The organism is Vibrio sp. V04_P4A5T148 (genome assembly GCF_963875605.1).
GTDB lineage: Bacteria > Pseudomonadota > Gammaproteobacteria > Enterobacterales > Vibrionaceae > Vibrio > Vibrio anguillarum.
Genome location: NZ_CAWNMS010000030.1, coordinates 22,921 through 46,011 on the forward strand (window position 1 = coordinate 22,921; position 23,091 = coordinate 46,011).

Annotated in this window: 18 protein-coding genes; 13 read left to right on the plus strand and 5 right to left on the minus strand. The window is 45.9% G+C overall.

The features are described 5' to 3' along the window. The first annotated feature begins 33 nt into the window (after positions 1–33). The 5 genes from rnc to acpS are packed head-to-tail and all read left to right on the plus strand — an operon-like array spanning position 34 to position 3,572. The gene (gene rnc / locus AACT18_RS05795; RefSeq protein WP_010319803.1) at positions 34–711 is read left to right on the plus strand and encodes a ribonuclease III; all 678 of its coding nucleotides are present in this window, start codon (positions 34–36) and stop codon (positions 709–711) included. After that, entirely contained in the window at positions 704–1,678 is a 975-nt protein-coding gene (era, locus tag AACT18_RS05800) for a GTPase Era (protein WP_010319802.1), read from the plus strand. The genes rnc and era overlap by 8 nt, the downstream gene beginning before the upstream one ends. A gap of 47 nt (positions 1,679–1,725) precedes the next feature. Beyond that, positions 1,726–2,454, plus strand: coding sequence for a DNA repair protein RecO (gene recO / locus AACT18_RS05805; protein ID WP_161439649.1), 729 nt, complete (start codon positions 1,726–1,728; stop codon positions 2,452–2,454). Further along, positions 2,451–3,182 (plus strand): pyridoxine 5'-phosphate synthase, encoded by a 732-nt coding sequence (pdxJ, locus tag AACT18_RS05810; protein WP_013856034.1) that lies wholly within the window; start codon positions 2,451–2,453, stop codon positions 3,180–3,182. Before recO ends, pdxJ begins: the two co-directional genes overlap by 4 nt. 9 nt (positions 3,183–3,191) lie before the next feature. Next, positions 3,192–3,572 carry a holo-ACP synthase gene (gene acpS / locus AACT18_RS05815; RefSeq protein WP_017042685.1) on the plus strand — a complete coding sequence of 127 codons (381 nt, stop codon included), beginning with the start codon at positions 3,192–3,194 and terminating at the stop codon, positions 3,570–3,572. A gap of 96 nt (positions 3,573–3,668) precedes the next feature. On the opposite strand, the gene barA is transcribed toward acpS, so the two are convergent. Beyond that, complete coding sequence (gene barA, locus AACT18_RS05820) at positions 3,669–6,449, minus strand: two-component sensor histidine kinase BarA (RefSeq protein WP_094124700.1); 2,781 nt, start codon at positions 6,447–6,449, stop codon at positions 3,669–3,671. Between the two features lie 183 nt (positions 6,450–6,632). Between barA and rlmD the strand changes: the two genes are divergently transcribed. From rlmD to eno, 5 genes are all read left to right on the plus strand, one after another. Continuing rightward, positions 6,633–7,955: a 23S rRNA (uracil(1939)-C(5))-methyltransferase RlmD gene (gene rlmD / locus AACT18_RS05825; protein ID WP_094124701.1), complete on the plus strand. Its 1,323-nt coding sequence runs from the start codon at positions 6,633–6,635 to the stop codon at positions 7,953–7,955. A gap of 63 nt (positions 7,956–8,018) precedes the next feature. Further along, entirely contained in the window at positions 8,019–10,241 is a 2,223-nt protein-coding gene (relA, locus tag AACT18_RS05830) for a GTP diphosphokinase (RefSeq protein WP_094124702.1), read from the plus strand. Positions 10,242–10,375: 134 nt separating this feature from the next. After that, positions 10,376–11,173 carry a nucleoside triphosphate pyrophosphohydrolase gene (mazG, locus tag AACT18_RS05835; protein WP_094143545.1) on the plus strand — a complete coding sequence of 266 codons (798 nt, stop codon included), beginning with the start codon at positions 10,376–10,378 and terminating at the stop codon, positions 11,171–11,173. Between the two features lie 223 nt (positions 11,174–11,396). After that, positions 11,397–13,037, plus strand: coding sequence for a CTP synthase (locus AACT18_RS05840; RefSeq protein ID WP_013856040.1), 1,641 nt, complete (start codon positions 11,397–11,399; stop codon positions 13,035–13,037). Positions 13,038–13,116: 79 nt separating this feature from the next. Then, positions 13,117–14,418 carry a phosphopyruvate hydratase gene (gene eno / locus AACT18_RS05845; protein ID WP_013856041.1) on the plus strand — a complete coding sequence of 434 codons (1,302 nt, stop codon included), beginning with the start codon at positions 13,117–13,119 and terminating at the stop codon, positions 14,416–14,418. A gap of 116 nt (positions 14,419–14,534) precedes the next feature. Here the strand turns inward: eno and AACT18_RS05850 are convergent, their stop codons facing one another. Continuing rightward, entirely contained in the window at positions 14,535–15,746 is a 1,212-nt protein-coding gene (locus AACT18_RS05850; protein ID WP_094124753.1) for a multifunctional CCA addition/repair protein, read from the minus strand. Positions 15,747–15,834: 88 nt separating this feature from the next. On the opposite strand from AACT18_RS05850, the gene AACT18_RS05855 reads away from it, so the two are divergent. Next, entirely contained in the window at positions 15,835–17,433 is a 1,599-nt protein-coding gene (locus AACT18_RS05855; protein ID WP_094124754.1) for an ExeA family protein, read from the plus strand. Further along, entirely contained in the window at positions 17,433–18,200 is a 768-nt protein-coding gene (locus AACT18_RS05860) for a general secretion pathway protein GspB (RefSeq protein WP_088721291.1), read from the plus strand. The genes AACT18_RS05855 and AACT18_RS05860 overlap by 1 nt, the downstream gene beginning before the upstream one ends. Before the next feature lie 62 nt (positions 18,201–18,262). On the opposite strand, the gene AACT18_RS05865 is transcribed toward AACT18_RS05860, so the two are convergent. The 3 genes from AACT18_RS05865 to AACT18_RS05875 all read right to left on the minus strand — a co-directional run bounded on the left by AACT18_RS05865 (position 18,263) and on the right by AACT18_RS05875 (position 21,114). Then, positions 18,263–18,871, minus strand: a complete 609-nt coding sequence (locus tag AACT18_RS05865; RefSeq protein ID WP_026029138.1) for a TIGR04211 family SH3 domain-containing protein — start codon at positions 18,869–18,871, stop codon at positions 18,263–18,265. Positions 18,872–19,029: 158 nt separating this feature from the next. Next, positions 19,030–20,289 (minus strand): inorganic phosphate transporter, encoded by a 1,260-nt coding sequence (locus AACT18_RS05870; RefSeq protein WP_026027278.1) that lies wholly within the window; start codon positions 20,287–20,289, stop codon positions 19,030–19,032. Between the two features lie 144 nt (positions 20,290–20,433). Next, the gene (locus AACT18_RS05875; RefSeq protein ID WP_013856047.1) at positions 20,434–21,114 is read right to left on the minus strand and encodes a TIGR00153 family protein; all 681 of its coding nucleotides are present in this window, start codon (positions 21,112–21,114) and stop codon (positions 20,434–20,436) included. A gap of 204 nt (positions 21,115–21,318) precedes the next feature. On the opposite strand from AACT18_RS05875, the gene AACT18_RS05880 reads away from it, so the two are divergent. Continuing rightward, the gene (locus AACT18_RS05880) at positions 21,319–22,842 is read left to right on the plus strand and encodes a CYTH and CHAD domain-containing protein (RefSeq protein ID WP_094124755.1); all 1,524 of its coding nucleotides are present in this window, start codon (positions 21,319–21,321) and stop codon (positions 22,840–22,842) included. The last annotated feature ends 249 nt before the right edge of the window (positions 22,843–23,091 follow it).

Below are 23,091 nucleotides of genomic sequence, written 5' to 3' on the forward strand. Positions count from 1 at the left end.
AGCTTTGGCTAGCCATCACTACATCGAGAGAGCATGAATTCTCCAATTAGTAAATTAGAAACTAAACTCGGTTATTCATTTAATGATCCCGAGTTTATTTCCTTAGCACTGACACATCGCAGTGCAAATGGTAAGCACAATGAACGTCTTGAGTTTCTGGGCGATTCAATTTTAAGTTTTGTCATCGCTGATGAGCTATACCACCGTTTCCCTAAAATTAACGAAGGGGATATGAGTCGTATGCGCGCTACGCTTGTGCGTGGTCACACATTGGCTGAACTGGGCAGAGAATTTTGCCTAGGAGATTACTTAAAATTAGGTCCAGGTGAGTTGAAAAGTGGTGGTTTCCGCCGTGATTCAATCCTTGCTGATGCCGTAGAAGCCATCATTGGTGCGATTTATTTAGACAGCGATACCGAAGTAGTACGACGTATTATTTTGAGCTGGTATCAAGAGCGCCTTGACGCCATTGAGCCGGGCGTATCGCAAAAAGACCCAAAAACTCGCCTACAAGAGTTTCTGCAAGGTAGAAGAAAGCAACTGCCTATCTACACAGTGACTAATATTAAAGGTGAAGCACACAACCAAGAATTTACGGTATCGTGTGATGTAGCAGGAATGGGAACGCCTGTAATTGGTAAAGGCACCAGTCGTCGTAAAGCTGAACAATCGGCGGCTGAAATTGCACTAGAGCAACTGACAAATGGCTGATAACGAATTTGATTTGGATGCGTACTTCGCATCAAACACCAACAGCAATGAAGCAACTCCCGAAAGTGGTGAGCAGCACTGTGGTTTTATCGCCATTGTGGGTCGCCCCAATGTTGGGAAATCAACCCTGCTGAATAACTTACTGGGACAAAAGATATCCATCACATCGCGCAAGCCTCAAACCACTCGTCACCGCATTATGGGTGTCGATACAGAGGGGCCGTACCAAGCGATTTACGTTGATACTCCGGGGTTACACATCGAAGAAAAACGTGCGATTAATCGCTTGATGAACCGTGCGGCAAGTAGTTCACTCAGTGATGTAAACTTAGTGCTGTTTTTAGTCGATGGCACTCAGTGGACCGCCGATGATGAAATGGTGCTCAACAAGTTACGCAATGCTAATTTCCCTGTAGTGTTGTGTGTCAATAAAGTCGATAACGTGAAAGATCGTAACGATGTAATGATGCACATGTTAGAGCTATCGAAGAAGATGGAATTTGTTGATGTCGTGCCGATTGCGGCAAAACATGGCAAAAACGTCGATGTATTGCGCAAACATGTGCGTGAGCATTTACCTCAAGCCACGCATCACTTCCCTGAAGAGTATGTGACCGATCGCTCACAGCGTTTCATGGCTTCCGAGATTGTGCGTGAAAAACTGATGCGCTTTACTGGTGAAGAGCTGCCGTATTCAGTAACCGTTGAAATTGAACGTTTTGACTATAACCCTGAAACCGATGGTTTTCATATTAACGCGTTGATCCTCGTTGAACGCAGCGGCCAGAAAAAAATGGTGATCGGCAAAGGTGGTGAAAAAATTAAAACCATCGGCCGTGAAGCACGTTTAGATATGGAAGAGTTGTTTGGTCGCAAGGTTTACCTAGAAACTTGGGTGAAAGTGAAATCCGGGTGGGCAGATGATGAACGTGCCCTTCGTAGCCTTGGTTATATTGACGATCTATAACCTCTATTCGAGGTGGGCGAGAACATCGCTCACCTTTGAGTGCTGATATGTCAGACGGTTTACAGCGCTGTTTTGTCCTTCATCGACGTCCTTATAGCGAGTCGAGCCTAATCCTTGATGTGTTTAGCGAGGAGTATGGCCGCGTTACCTTAATGTCCAAAGGCGCACGCAGTAAACGATCGAACTTAAAAGGTGCGCTGCAACCTTTTACCCCCTTATTGCTCAAATGGTCAGGCAACGGTTCAATGAAAACCTTGCGCCAAGCTGAACCGATTAGCCTTGGCTTACCGCTCAGTGGTATTCATCTCTATTCTGCCATGTACGTCAATGAGCTGATTGGCCGTGTACTTGCGCAAGAAGTGCCTTGCCCGGGTCTGTTCCATGATTATCTGCATGCACTCACCGAGTTGGCTCAGTGTAAAAATCCAGAACCAGCACTGCGCCGTTTTGAACTCGCGTTGCTAGCTTCAATGGGTTATGGCGTTGATTTCTTGCATTGCGCCGGAACGGGAGAAGCCATCGATCCTCGCATGACTTATCGCTATCGCGAGCAAAAAGGTTTTATCGCTTCTGTTAGGCGCGATAACCTCACGTTTATGGGCGATGAGTTGATTGCCATTAGTGAGCGGCGCTTTGTCAGTAAAGAGCAGCTTCAAGCGGCAAAACGCTTTACACGCATAGCGTTAAAGCCGTATCTTGGCGGCAAACCTTTAAAAAGCAGGGAGCTTTTCCTGCCCATGTCTAGTTTTTCCAGAGTACGGAGTATAGGAAAATGAGCGCAATTTACTTAGGCGTTAATATCGATCACATCGCCACGTTACGAAATGCCCGCGGTACTAAATACCCAGATCCCGTGCATGCTGCTGAAATGGCAGAGCGTGCCGGAGCCGATGGCATTACCATTCACCTACGTGAAGACCGACGCCATATCAAGGATCGCGATGTGCGTATTTTACGCGAGACGTTGCAAACTCGAATGAACCTTGAGATGGCCGTTACCGACGAAATGATTGATATTGCTCTGCAAACTCAGCCTGAATTTGTGTGTTTAGTGCCTGAAAAGCGTGAAGAACTAACGACGGAAGGTGGGCTGGACGTATTAGGACAGCTTGACAAAGTGAAAGCGGCAACCGAAAAACTGACCGCTGCAGGCATCAAAGTCTCTCTGTTTATTGATGCTGATCGTGAGCAGATTAACGCAGCTAAAACTTGCGGTGCACCGTTTATTGAATTGCATACTGGTCATTACGCCGATGCAACAACCGAAGCGGATCAGCAAGATGAGTTAAAGAAAATTGCGGCGGCAGCGAGCTATGCAAGTGATTTGGGCATTACGGTGAACGCTGGTCACGGTTTGACTTACCACAACGTAGCTGCCATTGCTGCACTGCCTGAAATTTACGAACTCAACATTGGGCACTCGATTATCGGGCGTGCTGTATTTGATGGTTTGGAGAAGTCGGTCGCCGATATGAAAGCCATCATGCAAGCGGCTCGCAAATAAGGTCTACCGATGGCGATTATCGGCTTAGGGACTGATATTGCGGAAATTGAACGCATAGAAAAAGCATTGTCACGCAGTGGCGATGCTTTTGCCGAGCGGGTGCTAACCCAAGATGAATTGGCGGTGTTCCATTCGCTCAAGAAAAAAGGGCGCTATTTAGCGAAACGTTTTGCCGCTAAAGAAGCGGCATCTAAAGCGCTTGGTACGGGTATTGCGCATGGCGTTAGCTTTCAGGATTTTACCGTCACCAACGACGCCAACGGAAAACCCGTGCTAACACTATCAGGTAAGGCTAAGCAGTTGGCTGCCACAGCCGGTGTGAATCACATTCACCTAACCATTTCTGATGAGCGTCATTATGCGGTGGCGACGGTGATTTTAGAGTCTTAATCTGTCAATCTTCTCTGCTTGCTGATAAGCAAACATGGCAACTGCGCGGCAAGCCCCTTTTTTCATTCGGTTAAATTGTCTCTTCGGTTAAATTGCTCATTCGCTTAAATACGGTTTAGCGGTAGCGATCACTTTGTCCATCTCATCTTGTAACTCAAATAATTCCGGTTCGACATCGCTGATGGATTTGCCGGAGCGCAATGCCTGTTCGAGCGCCGCGCACACTTTTTTCAAGCGGGGTACGCCACTGTATGAGCAACTGCCGTGCAGTTTATGAATATGGTGCAGTAGATCTTGAGTAGAGTATTCATCATCTTCCAACGCCATACTGACGACTTGGCTCACCTGCGGAATCGAATCAACTAGCATCTGTAGCAGCTCTTTGGCCAAATCTTCCTTGTTGGCTGATTGTTTGAGTGCATTTTGCCAGTCAATGATAATGGTGTGATTAGGCTGCTCAGCTTCCTGTGACGGCGACGGCATAACTTGTTCTGTGAGTTGTAATTTCTCCAACTGTTTACGGTTGGCGTAGGGGTTCCAGTGTGCTAACACTTGCTGCAAGATGTGCTCTTCAATCGGCTTAGTGAGGTAATCATCCATTCCTTCTTTCAGCAGACGATCGCGCTCTCCGATCATTGCATGAGCCGTTACCGCAATCACGGGCGTTTGGTGATTGAGTACCGTTTTCTTAATTTCCTGGCAAGCGGTGACCCCATCCATCTGTGGCATTTGGATGTCCATCAAAATCATATCAAATTTCTGGCGGCTTGCTTGTTCGACCGCTTCTTGGCCATTCGTGCAAGCAATGACGGTTTCAACACGTTCTTGCAGCAGGGCCATGATCAGTTTGAGGTTGGCAGGGTTATCATCCACTGCCATTACTTTCAGGGGCAGTGTATCGAGTGTGATCGGTAGATCTTGAATGGCAGGCTGTACCGGTTGGTGCGCGATTAACAGTTGCAGCAATTTTTTACGCGACAGTGGCTTGGTAATGCACTGCACTGGATGATGCTGCATTAAATAATCGGATAGGGCGAGCTCGGTACTTGGTGTACCGATAATCACGTTGTCGGCAAGCTGAATAGCCTTTGTGACCCACTGCTCAACCAAATCTAAATCAGTCTCTCTACTTGGGGCTAAATTGAGTAATACATAATCGAAGCGATCCGTCTCTTCTGGCATCACCGCTCGATATGTGACGGTTAACCCTGCCTGCACCAACATTTGCTGGATGATGGAGGCGGCTTGCATATTGGGTTCAACGAGCAACAGCTGTTTATTGCTCAAAATATGTGGGTCAAGCCAGTCGCTCATCGGCATTTCAGTGGTATTAAGACGCAGCGTAAACCAGAAGGTGGAACCTTGGTGAAGGCGGCTGGTGAGGCTAATTTCGCCGCCCATGTGGCTGACCAATTTCTGAGTAATAACCAAACCAAGTCCAGTGCCGCCGTAGCGACGAGAAATACTGGCATCGGCTTGGCTAAAGGCTTGGAACAGCTGTGCTTGTTGGCGCTCTGAAATACCAATGCCGGTGTCGCGCACCATAAATTGCAGCTCAACCACATTGTCGCGTTGTGAGCGCAATTCAACACTGATGTCGATGTTGCCACGTTCGGTGAACTTAATCGAGTTACCGACAAGGTTGGTCAACACTTGTTGGATACGAAGTGGGTCACCTACCAAGCCTGCTGGGATTTTTTGATCCACTTTAAGAGTGATTTCCAATCCTTTTTCATGAGCACTGGTCGCTTGGAGGTTAACCACCTCTTCCAAACTCTCTTGAAACTCGAACGGAATATTTTCCAGTGCTAACTTACCGGCTTCTAGCTTGGAGAAATCCAAAATGTCATTGATGATGTTCAATAAGTTATTAGCCGATTTTTCAATGGTTTGTAAGTAATCTGCTTGGCTATTCGTCAACTGGGTTTTGAGCATTTGGCGGGTGAAGCCAATCACACCATTAAGCGGCGTTCGCAACTCATGGGACATGTTGGCAAGAAATTCTGATTTTATGCGCGCGGCTTCTTGGGCGCGTTTTTTGGCAATGTCCAATTCAACGTTTTGGATTTCCAACTGCTCTAAGGTTTCTCGCAAATCCGAGGTGGCTTGGTCGATACTGTGCTGCATTTCGACGTGATATTCCGATAGCGATACCGCCATCGCGTTGATCCCTTTTTTGAGCGAATCTAACTCACCGTGCATTTTGCCTTCGATCCGCACATCAAGGTGGCCGCGACGAATTCTATCCACCATGTTTTTCATGTGTGAGATAGGGCGAGTCACATCGTGCAGGAGTCGGAATGCGAACATTCCCGATAAACCGAGCCCAAGCGCAAGTACTAAAAAGGCGGAAAAGACCTCTTGATACTGTTGTAAACGCAATGAAGAGAGATCCAATTCAATCGCGATATAGCCGAGTGCAGGCGTTGATGTATTGGCATTTATGCCTTCGGTTAGACGGTTTTCAGCCAAAATCGGCGTGCGCAATATTAAGGTGTTTTCGGTGAGATAGGAACTGCTTAAAATCGGAATAGGCTTATCTTTCGGGTAAGTTAAGCTTTCAAAGTTAGGGTGGAAGTTCGAGGTGACAAACAGTTCGTGGTTGGCGTCAAACACCGCAATACTGCGGACAAATTTAGAGTTTTTCCGATGCGCATAGCTGATAATGCGGCGTACCGACTCACGGCTTTGATTTTTTAAGGCGTCTTCACTGGCAATGGCCAAGGGCTCAATGATACTCGCCCCTGCATTGATCACTTGTTTTTCCAGATCATGGTAGCGATTGAACGAGAAAAAGGCACTGAGCAACAAGCCGATAATCAAGGTTGGAGCTAAGGTTAAAGTAATAACGCGCGCGCGTAAGCCATATCTGGTCATTATTATCTAAACATCGTGGTGTGGATATGGGAAAATAGCCCGCAATTTGATGAGCAAGCCTGTACGAAAATCGTTTAATTGACGGCTAGCTTAATCAAGTCGAGTAAGTTCGACAATCATCCCCGCACTAAATAGTGACGCTAGGGCAAAAAACATCGATTTAATTTTACTTAGGCACAGAGCATGGCACGTTTTTTCCAACCGAAAAAGAAAACGCAATTAGAAACAAAACATCAAACGGTATTGATTGAACGGCTTGATCATCAAGGTGCAGGTATCGCTTATCAACATAATAAACTGCTTTTTGTTGATGGCGCGCTGCCCGGTGAGCAAGTGCTGATGCAGCTAACTGAAAGCAAAAGTAAATATTCTCGCGGTCAGTTGATTAAAGTCTTAACGGCCAGTGAACAACGCGTGATGCCATTTTGTCGCCATTACGATCAATGTGGTGGTTGCGATCTGCAGCATTTAGAGCACAGTGCGCAGGTGGCGCACAAAGAGCAAACGCTTTCGCAATTGATGAGTAAGTTCGCCGGACAAACGTTAGCATTGAGCCCCGCAATAAGTTGCGCTGATAAAGGGTATCGCCGCCGCGCCCGCATCAGCGTGTTGTGGGATAAAAAGCAGCAACAGCTGCAATTTGGCTTTCGTAAAAAGCAGAGCAAGCAAATCGTTAACGTTACGGATTGCCCAGTGCTAGAGCCACAACTCAACACACTACTCACACCGATCCAATCGCTGTTAACGCAATTTAAATCGCAGCAAGCGATTGGTCACGTTGAATTGGTGCTCGGCGATCAGGGCGCTGTGATGGTGCTACGCCATCTTCAGCCGCTGCCAAGCGAAGATCACGCGGCGCTGCTGGCGTTTGCTCAGCAGTATCATCTCACTTTATATGTGATGCCAGAAAGCGATCAGCTCGAACGGCTGCACGGAGAGATGGCGAGCTACAGTGAAACCGGACCAGTTATCGAATTTTTGCCCTCCAACTTTATTCAGGTGAATCGCCAAGTAAACCAAAAAATGGTGGCTCAAGCATTGGAATGGTTAGCCTTAACTGAGGATGACCGAGTGTTAGACCTATTTTGTGGCGTAGGGAACTTTAGTTTGCCGATGGCCCAATACGCTCAATCGGTGGTGGGCATTGAAGGTGTGGATGAGATGGTTGAGCAAGCGACACAAAACGCGCCGCGCAATCAAATCGACAATATCTCGTTCTACCAAGCAAATTTGGAACAAGATATGTCAACGCAAGCGTGGGCAAAGCAAAAATTTGCTAAAGTATTACTCGACCCAGCGCGAGCGGGGGCGGCAGGAATTGTCGACCAATTGGCTAAGCTCGGCGCTCAGCGCGTGGTGTATGTTTCTTGTAACCCTGCAACACTGGCAAGAGACAGTCAAAGTTTACTCAGCCAAGGTTATAAATTGATGAAACTTGGCATGTTGGATATGTTTCCGCATACCAGTCATTTAGAATCGATGGCGCTATTTGTAAAAAGTCGGTAGGCAGAGAACTAACTCAGTTGAAGTTAGTCGAATACCACAAACTATAAAACTAGGACGAATCAGATGGTTGCGGTACGAAGCGCACACTTGAATCCAGACGAACAGTTTGAGCTAGATAAATGGATTGCGAGTTTACATCAAGATAAAAGCACAGCCTCTAAACTGACGGATGTCTACCGTCAGTGTGAAACGTTATTAGAAGGTCAGGCCAAAGGACCGCTGCTGCTGTGGCGTGGCCGCGAAATGATCGAAATCCTGATTACTTTATCGATGGATCGCTCCACCTTGGTTGCGGCTCAGCTCTTTCCTATCGTCAGCAGTGGGTTTTTCGACCGTGAGGCATTAGAAGAGACTTACGGTAAAGGCATAGTGAAGCTGATTGATGGTGTCGAAGAGATGGCGGCACTTGGTCAGTTAAACGTCACCTTGCAAGGCAGTGAAGCTTCAGAGCAGGTGGATAACGTTCGCCGAATGTTGCTTGCGATGGTGGATGATTTTCGTTGCGTGGTGATCAAATTAGCGGAGCGCATCTGTAATTTGCGTGAAGTAAAAGATGAACCTGACGAAATTCGCCGTGTGGCAGCCAAAGAGTGCGCCAATATCTATGCCCCTTTAGCAAACCGTTTGGGTATTGGTCAGCTCAAATGGGAAATTGAAGATTACGCATTTCGCTACCAGCAGTCCGATACCTACAAACAAATTGCTAAGCAGCTTTCAGAGCGCCGCATCGTGCGCGAACAATATATTCACGATTTTGTAGAAGATCTGCGCGCCGAGATGAAGCTTTGTCATATCAATGCCGAAGTGAGTGGCCGTCCTAAGCATATTTATAGTATCTGGCGCAAAATGCAGAAAAAAGGGTTGGCTTTTGATGAACTGTTTGATGTGCGCGCGGTTCGCATTATTGCTGATCAACTGCAAGACTGCTACGCCGCCTTGGGCGTAGTTCATACCAAATACAAACACCTGCCTAGCGAATTTGATGATTACGTTGCTAATCCAAAACCGAATGGCTATCAATCCATTCATACCGTGATTTTAGGGCCGGAAGGCAAAACTATCGAAATTCAAATTCGTACTAAGCAGATGCATGAAGAATCTGAACTTGGGGTTGCTGCGCACTGGAAATATAAAGAGGGCGCAACGGTTGCCCGCAGCGGTTACGATGAGAAAATTACTTGGTTGCGTAAGCTTCTTGATTGGCAAGAAGAGATGTCTGATTCGGGTGAGATGATCGACGAGCTGCGTAGTCAAGTTTTTGATGATCGCGTTTACGCCTTTACACCTCGTGGTGATGTGGTTGATTTACCCATGGGAGCCACGCCGCTCGATTTTGCCTACCATATTCACTCTGAAGTGGGGCATCGCTGTATCGGTGCCAAAGTAGCGGGTCGTATTGTTCCATTTACTCATAAATTATCTATGGGTGATCAAGTTGAAATTATCACTCAAAAAGAGCCGAATCCGTCGCGTGATTGGCTAAATCCAGCAACGGGGTTTGTCCATTCAGGCCGTGCGCGCGCCAAGATTAACGCTTGGTTCCGTAAACAAGGCCGCGAGAAAAACCTTGAAGCCGGACGAGAGATCCTCGAATCAGAATTAGCCAAAATCGGTGCCACATTAAAAGATGCCGATAAATATGCGCTCAAACGTTTTAACGTCAATACGCCTGACGAGCTGTACGTCGGCATTGGCAGTGGTGATTTGCGAATCAACCAAATCGTCAATCACATCAATGCGTTGGTGAATAAGCCGACTGCTGAGCAAGAAGATCAACAAGCACTGCAAAAATTACAAGATGCGCAAACTCGTCCAGCTCAGCCACATCGAGCGCATAAAGATGCCGTTGTAGTGGAAGGGGTAGATAACCTCATGACACACCTAGCGCGCTGTTGCCAACCTATCCCGGGTGATGAGATCAAAGGTTACATTACTCAAGGGCGTGGTATTTCAGTCCATCGCAGTGACTGTGAACAGCTAGAAGAGCTGAGCCATCACGCACCTGAACGCATCATTGATACCGTTTGGGGACGCGGGTTTGTTGGAACCTATATTTTGACTTTGCGCGTTGAAGCGATGGAGCGAGGTGGGTTACTCAAAGACATCACCACCCTGCTTGCGAATGAGAAAGTGAAAGTCATCAGCATGAAAAGTCGTAGCGACTACAAAAGACAGTTGATCATCATGGATTTTGATCTTGAAGTGAGCAATATCGAAGCGTTGTCACGAGTATCAATGCGAGTAGAGCAGATCAAAGATGTAATGTTGGTGAAACGCCTAGGCTAAATGTCATATCACAGTAACACTCTTATTGGCGTGAATCGCAATTAAATCGCGACGCAAGCGCCTTGGGTTTTCAAAGGCGAGTGGCAATGACTGCTCGCTTTTTTATTTTAAATATTGATGTAAGGAGCGGATAAATGAGCCACCCAATTGAACAACTGGAACAGATCATGGCACAGTTGCGTGACACAAAAACAGGTTGTCCTTGGGATATCAAGCAAACTTTTGACACGGTTGTTCCTTACACAATCGAAGAGACCTATGAAGTGGTGGAAGCGATCCACAACCAAGATTGGCCTAATCTCAAAGAAGAATTAGGTGACTTGCTATTTCAAGTTATTTTTTATAGTCAAATGGCGAAAGAGCAAGGGTTGTTTGATTTCTCGCAAGTTGTTGAAACGGTGAATGAAAAACTTACGCGCCGCCATCCTCATGTTTTTGCGGGTGCCAAGTTTGAGGATGAAGCGCAAATCAACGCCAATTGGGAAGCTGAAAAAGCCAAAGAAAAGGTACAAGCAGGAAAAAAAGATCAAAGTATTCTAGACTCAATACCACACGCTTTTCCGTCTCTTTTACGTGCTACAAAGATTCAAAAAAAGTGTGCCCAATATGGCTTTGATTGGGATTCTATCGGCCCAGTGGTTGATAAAGTCCAAGAAGAGATCGAAGAAGTCATGGAAGAGGCGTTGCAAATTAACCCTGATCCGGTTCGAGTAGAGGATGAAATGGGCGATCTATTATTTGCCACCGTTAACTTTGCTCGGCACTTAAAAATTGATCCAGAAGTGGCGTTAAATAAAGCAAATCGAAAGTTTTCACGTCGATTTAAAGGTATTGAAATGCTTGTGGCACGTCAGCACAAAACCTTGACCGATTTTTCTCTCGAAGAGTTGGATGCGATGTGGAATGAAGTGAAGCGCTTGGAGTCGAAGTAATACCCTGTGTTGGCAATCCACAATAAAACCCACCCATTGAGACAAATTTGACTCATTTGAGTGGTGTGATAAGCCATATCAAGCGGTGCTCTTTGATTTGAAGCAAAAAATAAAAAATGACAGTGTGATAGATTTCACGTTGTAGCGAATAAGGGCTTCTGGTATATTTTTATCCCGTCCAGAAGAAATCCATTTCCCTCATTCAACCAATTTCAGGTTAAACATGACGACAAATTACATTTTTGTTACTGGCGGGGTTGTATCCTCTCTAGGTAAAGGTATTGCGGCAGCATCTCTTGCGGCGATTTTAGAAGCTCGTGGTCTTAAAGTGACTATGATGAAGCTTGACCCTTACATCAACGTTGACCCAGGCACAATGAGCCCAACTCAACATGGTGAAGTGTTTGTCACGGAAGATGGCGCTGAAACTGACCTTGACCTTGGTCACTACGAACGTTTTATTCGTACCAAAATGACCAAGCGCAATAACTTTACTGCTGGTCGTGTTTATGCCGATGTATTGCGTAAAGAGCGCCGCGGTGACTACCTAGGTGCAACGATTCAGGTTATTCCACACATCACTAATGCGATTAAAGATCGCGTTATCGCAGGCTCTGAAGGTCACGATGTCGCTATCGTTGAAGTAGGCGGAACCGTTGGTGATATCGAGTCATTGCCATTTATGGAAGCGATTCGTCAGCTTGCGATTGAAGTGGGCCGTGAACACGCGATGTTTATGCACCTGACTTTAGTTCCTTACCTTGCCGCTGCTGGTGAAGTGAAAACCAAACCGACTCAACATTCAGTTAAAGAGCTGCTTTCTATCGGCATTCAGCCTGATATTTTGGTTTGTCGTAGCGATCGCGTTATCCCAGCGAACGAACGTAAGAAAATTGCTTTGTTCTGTAACGTGCCTGAAAAAGCCGTTATCTCGATGAAAGATGTTGATTCTATCTACAAGATCCCTCAACTGATCAAAGCTCAAGGTTTGGATGATATCGTTTGTAACCGTTTTGGTATTAAAGCACCGGAAGCGGATCTTTCTGAATGGGAACAAGTGATTTACGAAGAGGCTAACCCAACCGCTGAAGTGGTGATCGGGATGGTCGGTAAATACATTGAATTGCCTGATGCTTACAAATCGGTTAACGAAGCACTGAAACACGCAGGTTTGAAAAACCGTTTGAGCGTGAAAATTAAATACATCGATTCTCAAGACGTTGAAACCAAAGGTGCGGAAGTGCTGACTGGTTTGGACGCAATCCTCGTACCTGGCGGTTTTGGTGATCGCGGTATCGAAGGCAAAATTCTTGCTGCGCAATATGCCCGCGAAAACAAAGTTCCTTACCTAGGGATTTGTCTAGGTATGCAAGTGGCGCTGATCGAATACGCACGTAATGTTGCGGGTATGAAAGGTGCGCATTCAACAGAATTTAACAAAGAGACTCAATACCCTGTGGTAGGCTTGATCACTGAATGGGTAGATGACGAAGGTAACGTAGAAGAGCGTACTGAAAAGTCTGATCTTGGTGGTACTATGCGCCTTGGTTCGCAGCTATGCCACTTAGAAAAAGGCACTAAAGCGTATGAGCTTTACGGTAGTGCAACCATTCATGAACGTCATCGTCACCGTTATGAAGTTAATAATAAACTTCGTCCGCAGATCGAAAAAGCCGGCTTGAAAGTATCAGGTCTGTCTGCTGATAAGAAGTTGGTTGAAGTGATTGAGAACCCTGCTCACCCATGGTTTGTAGCAGCTCAGTTCCACCCAGAATTCACGTCAACCCCTCGTGATGGTCACCCACTATTTGCAGGCTTTATTAAAGCGGCAGGTGAGTTCCAACGCGGTGAATCAGAGAAGTAACAAGGATACGGGCAGTTGCAATTGTTGTGCTGCTGCCCTTTATAGTTTTGACATTTAAATTCAACGAGAGGAAACATTAATGTCTAAGATCGTTAAAGTTCTAGGTCGCGAAATCATCGACTCACGTGGTAACCCAACAGTAGAAGCTGAAGTTCACCTAGAAGGCGGTTTCGTAGGTATGGCAGCTGCGCCATCTGGTGCATCTACTGGTTCTCGCGAAGCTCTTGAGCTACGTGACGGTGACAAATCACGTTTCCTAGGTAAAGGTGTTCTTAAAGCGATTGCAGCTGTAAACGGCCCAATTGCTGATGCTCTAGTTGGCAAAGATGCTAAAGATCAAGCAGCTATCGACCAAGTGATGATTGACCTTGATGGTACTGAAAACAAATCTAACTTCGGTGCAAACGCAATCCTAGCGGTTTCTCTAGCGAACGCAAAAGCGGCTGCGGCTGCGAAAGGCATGCCTCTATACGAGCACATTGCTGAGCTAAACGGTACTGCTGGCCAATTCTCTATGCCTCTACCAATGATGAACATCATCAACGGTGGCGAGCACGCAGATAACAACGTAGACATCCAAGAGTTCATGATCCAACCTGTTGGCGCAAAAACTCTTAAAGAAGCAGTTCGTATGGGTGCTGAAGTATTCCATAACCTAGCTAAAGTTCTCAAGTCTAAAGGCTACAACACTGCTGTTGGTGACGAAGGTGGTTTCGCTCCTAACCTAAAATCTAACGCTGAAGCGCTAGAAGTTATTGCTGAAGCGGTTGCAGCGGCTGGCTACGTGCTAGGCAAAGACATCACTCTAGCGATGGACTGTGCAGCATCTGAGTTCTTTGACAAAGACGCTGGCATCTACAACATGAAAGGTGAAGGCAAAACGTTCACTTCAGAAGAGTTCAACCACTACCTAGCGGGCCTTGTTGAGCAATTCCCAATCGTTTCTATCGAAGACGGTTTGGACGAGTCTGATTGGACTGGTTTCAAACACCAAACTGAACTTCTAGGCGACAAAATTCAGCTAGTGGGTGACGATCTATTCGTTACTAACACTAAGATCCTTAAAGAAGGTATTGAGAAAGGTATCGTTAACTCAATCCTTATCAAGTTCAACCAAATCGGTTCTCTAACTGAGACTCTAGCTGCAATTAAGATGGCTAAAGACGCAGGTTACACAGCGGTAATCTCTCACCGTTCTGGCGAAACTGAAGATGCAACTATCGCTGATCTAGCAGTAGGTACAGCTGCAGGTCAAATCAAAACGGGTTCTATGAGCCGTTCTGACCGTGTTGCTAAGTACAACCAACTAATCCGTATTGAAGAAGCGCTAGCTGGTCGTGCTCCTTTCAACGGTCTTAAAGAAGTGAAAGGCCAAGCTTAATCCCACGGGGTACAGCTTAGCATCATTACTTTAAAGAACGCCCTGCAATGCAGGGCGTTTTGTTTTTTCTGCTATCGCAACTCGCATTTTGAATTGCGAGTTGAGAAGAGAAAGATTTACACCGCGCTAATCGCTGCGATCCGTCGTTTATCCAGCTCTTCTTTGATCGCTTTCCCTTGAAAACCATCATGGATCACCTGTTGTACATCGACACTCAGTGCCGCTTGATAGGCTTTGAGAAAAATATCGCGTTGCGGATAAGGAGTCTCTTCGCAATCTAATCGACCCGCATGATCGGCCTGACAACAAAGTAAAACGTCCTGCAAGCGCTCAGGCTTGCGCCATGCATCGAGTTTATCGAGTATTTTGAGTTTGGTGCTGGGTTTTAATTCTGCCGCTCGATGAATATTGGAGTGCTGCTCGCAGACGAGTAGTGCCAACTCTTTACACTCATTTGGAATACGCACCCGCTCGCACAAGGCTTTAATGATGTTAATTCCTGTGTGACAGTGCATTTTATGGCTGGGCCATTCGCTTTTAGGTGTGACTCCTTTTCCTAAGTCATGCACTTGCGCTGCAAAACGAACCGCTATCGATGAAGAGAGCTTCGCCGCTTGCGCTGCAACCATCAAGGTGTGTACTCCGGTATCAATTTCAGGATGCCATTTTTCCGGTTGAGGAACACCAAACAGGCGATCCAGTTCGGGTAATACCACTTTAAGTGCACCGCATTCATATAAAACAGAAAGAAATATTTCTGGATGCTGAGTGGCCAGTGATTTCTGCCACTCTTGCCATACGCGCTCGGCGGTTAAGTGTTGCAACTCACCTGATTGCGTTATTTGTTTCATCAGTGCCATGGTTTCATCGGCAATGGTAAAATCTAAATGTGCGAATTTGGCCGCAAAACGAGCCACGCGAAGGACGCGTAGTGGATCTTCGATAAAGGCATCAGAAACATGGCGCAGTAGGCGATTGTGCAGATCGCGCTGGCCGCCATAGGGGTCAATAAGCTTACCAGCGTTATCTTGTGCGATGGCGTTAATAGTCAGATCGCGGCGGGCGAGATCTTCTTCCAAAGTCACATCAGGTGCGTAGTAGCAGGCAAAGCCTGTGTAGCCAGCGCCAGTTTTGCGCTCAGTGCGAGCAAGGGCATACTCTTGTTTCGTTTTCGGGTGAAGAAATACGGGAAAATCTTTTCCTACAGGAGTAAAACCAGTGGCCAGCATTTGCTCTGGGCTGCTGCCTACTACAACCCAATCTTTGTCATAGATATCAATATGGAGCAACTGATCGCGTACCGCGCCCCCAACTAAGTATACTTGCACCGGATTACCTTAAATATGCTGAAACGCCATTGGCGATTGATGTTAGTAATGGTACTTTTCATCACAGTGAAATGATAGAGACGAGAGAATGTATAAGGAATTTTTTGGATTTACCGAGCCGCCATTTTCAATTGTACCGAGCTCTCGTTACCTATTTTTGAGCCATCGTCATCGTGAAGCGATGCAACATTTACAAGCAGGGCTGGGTGATGGTGGTGGTTTTGCGCTATTAACTGGCGAAGTGGGGACTGGCAAAACAACCATCGCAAGAGCGATGCTTGCGGCACTCGATGATAGTACTCAGGCGGGGTTTATTTTAAATCCAACTTTTTCGAATATCGAGTTGCTTGAAGCGATTTGTGATGAGTTTGCGCTGTCTTACCCACCTTCAGGGAGTTTAAAAGCGCTTAGCCAAGTAATTTATCATCATTTACTGCATAACCACGCGCAAGGGAAACAGACGCTATTAGTGATAGATGAAGCGCAGCATCTGGCCGCCGATGTACTGGAACAGTTGCGACTACTGACTAACCTTGAAACGGAGAGCCGTAAGTTGCTTAAGGTTTTACTGATTGGTCAGCCTGAGTTACAACAAAAATTGCAATTACCTCAGTTACGCCAACTTGCGCAACGTATTACCGGTCGTTATCACTTGCTGCCTCTCAATGTTCAAGAGACAGAGCAGTACATCCACTTTCGTTTAGCGTTAGCCGGCGGTCACAAGGATTGGTTTGATCAGAAAAGTATCAAATGGATAGCGGAACAGACCCACGGTATTCCGCGTTTAATTAACTTAGTATGCGATGCGAGTTTCAAGTTAGCCTATCAGCAGGGCGTGAAAGCGCTCTCATTTGAATTAGTGCGTACCGCGGGTCAAGAGGTCATGAATTTTCAGTCTTCGGTCTATCAGTCGCCTCATGCTCGCCTCGTACCGTCTTCAATATCGTATCGCTCTCCTCTCATTGCGGGCTTAGTGTTAGCTGTGTTCATTGCGTGGTTTAGCCCGCCATGGATTGATCGCATGATGCGCTTTGCGTTGCCTTCCCCTGAATTACCTAAACCGATCACTCAAGTGGTGATCAGTGCTCAATTGGAACAAGATCTAGAACGCTCGAAGGCATTGGAAGCGGCCATTAGCGATCTTTATAAAGTGTGGGGTTACAGTGCATCTTTGGCCGATAGTTTTTGTGATGCTCAAGCACAAGGACGCTTTCAATGTCAGCGTATGCAGGGTGATTTCAACCAATTAAAGCAGTTAAATTTGCCAGTGGTCCTTACTTTAGCTGTGGAGCAAACACAAGCTTATGCGGTGTTGTACCAGATCAATGCTGAGCAGGTGCAATTGTTAATGGCAGGAAAGCATGTGCAAATTAACCAAAGTCAGCTCAATGATGTATGGACAGGAGAATATCACTACATTTGGCAGCACGATTTACTTCGAACGTTGAAACAGGGCATGCAAGGAGATGATGTTGAACTGCTTGACCAAAAATTGTCTCAGTTACTTGGAGAGCAAGCCACAGGGCATCAACAATTTGATGGTGAGGTAAAGCGCAAAGTAGCTTTTTTCCAACGCTGGCAAAAAATAGACAGCGATGGTATTGCTGGGGCTCGCACTATAAGTCGGCTTGAGCTATTGACTCAACACAACGCACCTCGTCTTCTCATTACTAAGGAGCAAGGATAATGTCGCAAGTGCTTAAAGCATTAGAGCAATCAGAGCTGAGCCACCAGAGCAAAAGCTTGCCGCACTCTTCTCATGTGGCAGTGTTTAATCAATCCTTGCCATCTTCATGGTGCTCGAAATCATCGCTTACCGTGTTGTTTGCTCCATCGTTACTCTGCTGCGGTTATCTTATTTATCATTCATACCAAGCTCGAATCGATGAGCTAGAACAATTGAAGCGCAATGCGCCACAAGTTGTGCAACAAGAGGGGGCTTACCAAGTTCTGGAATCCCCTGACTTTGGTGAGTTACAAACCAATACACCACGAGTGAAAACACTTACCGAGACAAGCTCTACGCCGCCATTTACTCCTTTACATGGTACTCAGTTGACGACTCGTGAGCCGCGAGATAAAAACGCAGATCAAGAGTTTGGCCTTAATGATCTCGACTTAAGTCAATTATCCCCGGAATTGGTACAACGAGTTGAGTTGGCGATTCAAGGCAAAGATCAAGTCGTACTGGTAGGAGACACATCAAAAGGTCATCTTCTGCTCACAGAACATCTTGATACCTTTTCAGGACGTATCCCAGCGCTGAATTTCCAGACTCACGTTTATTCAAGTCGCACAGATAAACGATGGGTAAAAATTAATGGCGTAGAGCGAAAGGTAGGTGATGATGTGGTGAATGGCGTGCAATTAGTCGAGATCAATCCGCAATCGACCTTGATACGTTTCGATGGTGAATTGATTGAAATCCCAGCTCTTTATGATTGGAAAGGATAAAAAAACGGTCACCTTTCTCTGGTGACCGTTTTTCAAGTGATAGATCCAGTCAGTTAGGGAGATTATGCCCAACCAGAAGGGTGTTTCTTACGGCGTGGGATAATGTGTGGCAAAATTAGTCCAAGTAACAGACCAATACCCGCTACGCCGCCCCCATAAGTAAAGTATTTAAGCAGCAGATCCTCTTTCTGAGTATCCAGCTTAGCGCGCAGTTCGCGAATTTCAGTTTGTGAATCAGTGAGCTGCTTACTGATATCACTGTAGTTTTGTTCTAACTCTGAAATTTGTTGATTGCGAGCCTCTAATGAATTGGCCAATCCGGCTTTTTCACTGTCTGCATTTTGCTTTGCATTGGCCAATTTACTTTTCACTTCGGCCAGCTCACTCTCCAATTTCGGCAAACGCATCGCCATGCTTTCTTGGCGAGTGACAAAACGGCTTTCAACCCAACCCGTGCGGCCTTTCTCATCGGCAATCTGGCTATAACCAGTATCGTTATTAACATCAAGCAGCTTTACTTTGTCTCCTGCATCGATGCTACCGAGAATGCGAAATTGGTTACTTGGACCTGAATGAATATAAGTAAAGAGTTTGTCCGCAATATAGCGGTCTTGCGCAAACGTTGGCGCAGCCAACATGGTCAGTAAAACCATGCAGATCAGTTTTTTCACGATAAGTCCTTTAGCTATCAAATGAGGTATTAAAATGCTTTCGACAAATATTAAGAAGTTTCGTTGATTGGTGCAACAAAGAAGGGAGGCTAAGCCTCCCTTTCTGTGCGTTTGAGTCAATTAATGACATTGCACTTACAATCTATTGACTTATTGTATTAGCCAAATATTGCTTGCAGGGCATAGAAGAAAATGACCGCAAGTAAAGCGCCTGCTGGCAAGGTGACAATCCATGAAGCAACGATATTACGCACCACACCTAGATTCAATGCCGCAATTCCACGAGCAAAACCAACCCCTAATACCGCACCAACAAGTGTTTGTGTAGTTGAGATTGGAAGGCCAGTACCTGATGCCAATACGACCGTTGACGCTGTTGCCAATTGAGCGGCAAAGCCACGGCTTGGCGTCAGTTCAGTGATACCCGTACCGACCGTCGCCATCACTTTGTGACCAAGGGTAGCTAGGCCAACCACAATACCAAAACCACCCAGTGGCAAAATCCACCAAGCAATTGAGCTTTTAGCACTAACAGCACCCAAGCTTTCAACAGTTGAAACCACCGCAGACAGAGGACCAATCGCGTTAGCTACATCATTTGAACCATGCGCAAAAGCCATTGCACACGCAGTGATCACCATCAATACGCTAAAGATGCTCTCAACACCGGAAAACCCATGGTCTTCTTCGCGGTTGGCAAATTTTCTCTTGATGTAGTAGTAACCACCGACCATAACAAGGCCTGATAACGCCGCAGAACATAACCATGCTTCACCGGTGCTCAGGTGTAAGCCTATATGTTTAAGGCCTTTTTTGATGGTAACCAGTGCGATCACCATAGTGGTGATGAACATATAAATAGGAACAAAGCGTTTGGCATTCATCAGTGGATTTTCAGTATCGAAAATCAATCGTTGAGCACTGACGAAGATTAAGTAGGCGAACAAACCAGAAATGACTGGGGTGACAATCCAACTGCCTACGATGCCTTTTACTGAGGCCCAATCAACCGCTTCTGGGCCGACAGATATGCAGGCAAATCCGATAATGGCGCCGATGATAGAGTGAGTCGTTGATACAGGCCAACCCATGTATGAAGCCAACAATAACCATGTTCCGGCGGCGAGAAGTGCAGACATCATGCCATAAACAAGAACGTCGGGTTGGTGAGCGAAAAGTGCGGGTTCGATGACGCTGTTACGAATGGTTTCGGTTACTTCACCACCCGCTAAATATGCACCAGCGAATTCAAAAATCATCGCAATGATAATAGCTTGTTTTACGGTTAGCGCTTTTGAGCCTACTGAAGTTCCCATTGCATTAGCAACATCATTTGCACCAATACCAATCGCCATCATGAAGCCAAAAGCGGCTGCAACAAGAATCAGGACAGTGCCGTAGTTCGCAAGGATATCCATCGTAATACCTAGTCTTTTGATAACAAGCGGAGCATAACTGGACTCATTTTCTCGAAGCGAGTCAAAACCATCAGCGGAGAAAATAATCAACGCCTAAGCTGATGGATCAAGTTTTGCTCTTCGTTATTTGGTTAACTTACTGATTTAAGAGCGAGAAAGCATTAGTTCAAGACGAGCGCCAACGCGCTGAGCTTGATCGGCAATGCCGCCCACCCATTCTAGAATTTTGTACAAGAACATTACATCGATCGGATTCATTTTCGACTCAATAGCCATTAATTGTTGGCGGAGTCGAACCTGCATCGCATCGGTGTCATCTTCAATCACATCCAGTTGATTGATCATTTCCGCCACCAGTGTGACTTCACGACCTTTAAATCCTGTTTCCAATAACTCATCGAGCTCATTGATCACTTTTTGCGCTTGATTTGCTGCATCAAGGCAGCGTTTTACGTAGGCAATGAAGTTTTCTTGAAGAGGCTCTGGGATGATCAATTGACGGCCGTAGACACGGCCTGCAATATCTTTTGCAAGGTTGGCCAGTTTATCTTGCTGAGTTAACAGCTCTAGCATGTCAGTACGATCGACAGGCATAAATAAACCGCGTGGTAGTTTAAGACGAATTTCACGCTTGAGTACGTCCGCTTCTTTCTCTAAATGAGAAATTTGGGCTCGAATTTCACCTGCTTTCTCCCAGTCACCCTTTGAACAAACTTCAAAGAAATTGACTAAGTGAGAGCAACATTCATTCACACACACAACGTGGCGCTGCAAAGGCTTTATAGGGGACTTTGCAAATAACCCCATAATTGTATTTACTGGCATGGTCGTTCAACCTAAAAAATATAACCTTAAAATAACATACACCATTCATGGCGAAATGTTGAGCGATGGCTATAAAGGCGCGCATGTTAACCCATTAAATCTCTCATTAAAACTGTTTTAGATCATCATTCCAGTGATATTTGTTACTTGCCCCACTGTGCATTAGGCCATATTCTTTCGCTATCTGCTTTGAAAGGGTTAGTTATGGAAACCGAGATAGAACTGAAGTTTTTTGTTTCACCAGAATTTTCGGAAATTTTGCGTTACAAGATCTCTGAAATCAAAGTACTTCAGCACAGTTGTCGAGCGTTAGGGAACACTTACTTCGATACACCTGACAACTGGTTGCGTCAACACGACACAGGGCTTCGTATTCGTCGCTTTGATGATGTGTATGTTCAAACTGTTAAAACGGCTGGTCGAGTCGTTGCAGGGTTGCACCAAAGACCAGAATACAATGCTGAGCACAACAGCAATGAACCGAACTTGACGCTTCATCCGGAAGATATCTGGCCACAAGGTAAAGATATTACGACCTTACAATCTGAACTTATGCCTCTATTTTCGACCAACTTCACACGCGAGCAGTGGTTGATTGGCATGGCCGATGGCAGCCAAGTTGAAGTGGCTTTCGATCAAGGCTTTGTCGTTGCAGGTGAAAAACAAGAACCTATCTGCGAAGTGGAGCTGGAGTTGAAATCTGGGCAAACGGATGCCTTGTTTACGTTAGCTCGCCAGTTTTGTGAGCACGGTGGTATGCGTCTGGGTAACTTGAGTAAAGCGGCGCGAGGCTATCGTCTTGCGTCTGGTTATCAAGGTGATGAAGTTCACGCCTTAACCTTGGTCAATACAGTCAGTACTGACAGCGTGGAAGAGTGTTTTATTCACTCGCTAGAGCATGCATTATCCCATTGGCATCACCATGAACAGATCTACACCGAGCGCGATTCAATTCCGGCGTTACATGAGATAAGCCACGCCACCAGTTTTTTACGCCAGATCTTGAGCATTTATGGCGGCATTGTGCCACGTCGCGCCAGCGCTATTTTACGTCAGGAATTGAAATGGTTGGAGCAAGAGTTATCGTGGTTAAAAACTCATGACTACCTAACAAACCTGCTTGAAGATAAAGGCCACGCACTGCGTAAACTGGACGCTCGTAAATTTATCATCGCCGAGTTAAAAGAGCAGCAAGAGGCACTACCCACTCGGGAAGAAAACTTAAAGCTGCTCACTTCGGCGCGTTATACTGGGTTACTGCTTGATCTCAGTCGTTGGATTTTGAGCCGTGGATGGCAACCCTTCTTGGACGATAAAGCCAGAGAAAAAATGGCGCGTAACGTCGGTTCGTTTTCGGTGAAGCAGTTGGATCGCACATGGGCCGAGTTAATGGAAGCTTTTCCTCCTAAAGTTGAGCTAAGCCCTCAAGAGTATATTGATCAGCAGTATCGTTTAATGCGTAATCTCTACACTGGCATTGGTTTTGCGAGCCTTTATGATATTGAAGAACGCAAAAACTTCCGTCTCCCTTGGGCTGATTTACTGCAAGGAATAGATGATTTATTAATGCTCAAGCCGCTAGAGAATTTGATCGACAAGTTGCAAGAAGACGAACAAGAACAACTCAAGCGATGGCTGATTCGCCAACAAAACTCCATTGTTCATGCGATGGAGCAGACGCGACAAATTGGTATTGAAGCCGAGCCTTATTGGCGTAAAAGTCGCTAATCAACATGGCTCACAGCCAAAATGAAAAAGAGATACTGCGGTGTCTCTTTTTTTATATCTCTGCTCATGTAGTTTCATTAATTGCAATTGATTTGTGGATGAGATCAAATCTCCAACAGGTTGCACAACGAAACGACTACAGTTAAAAAAATCAGGGTCGATAGAAACCTAACAGGTATCATGATTGACAGGGATGAACAACAAGCCTGAGATCACAAATAATGCCATGAGTGAGTGGATCAGCAACAA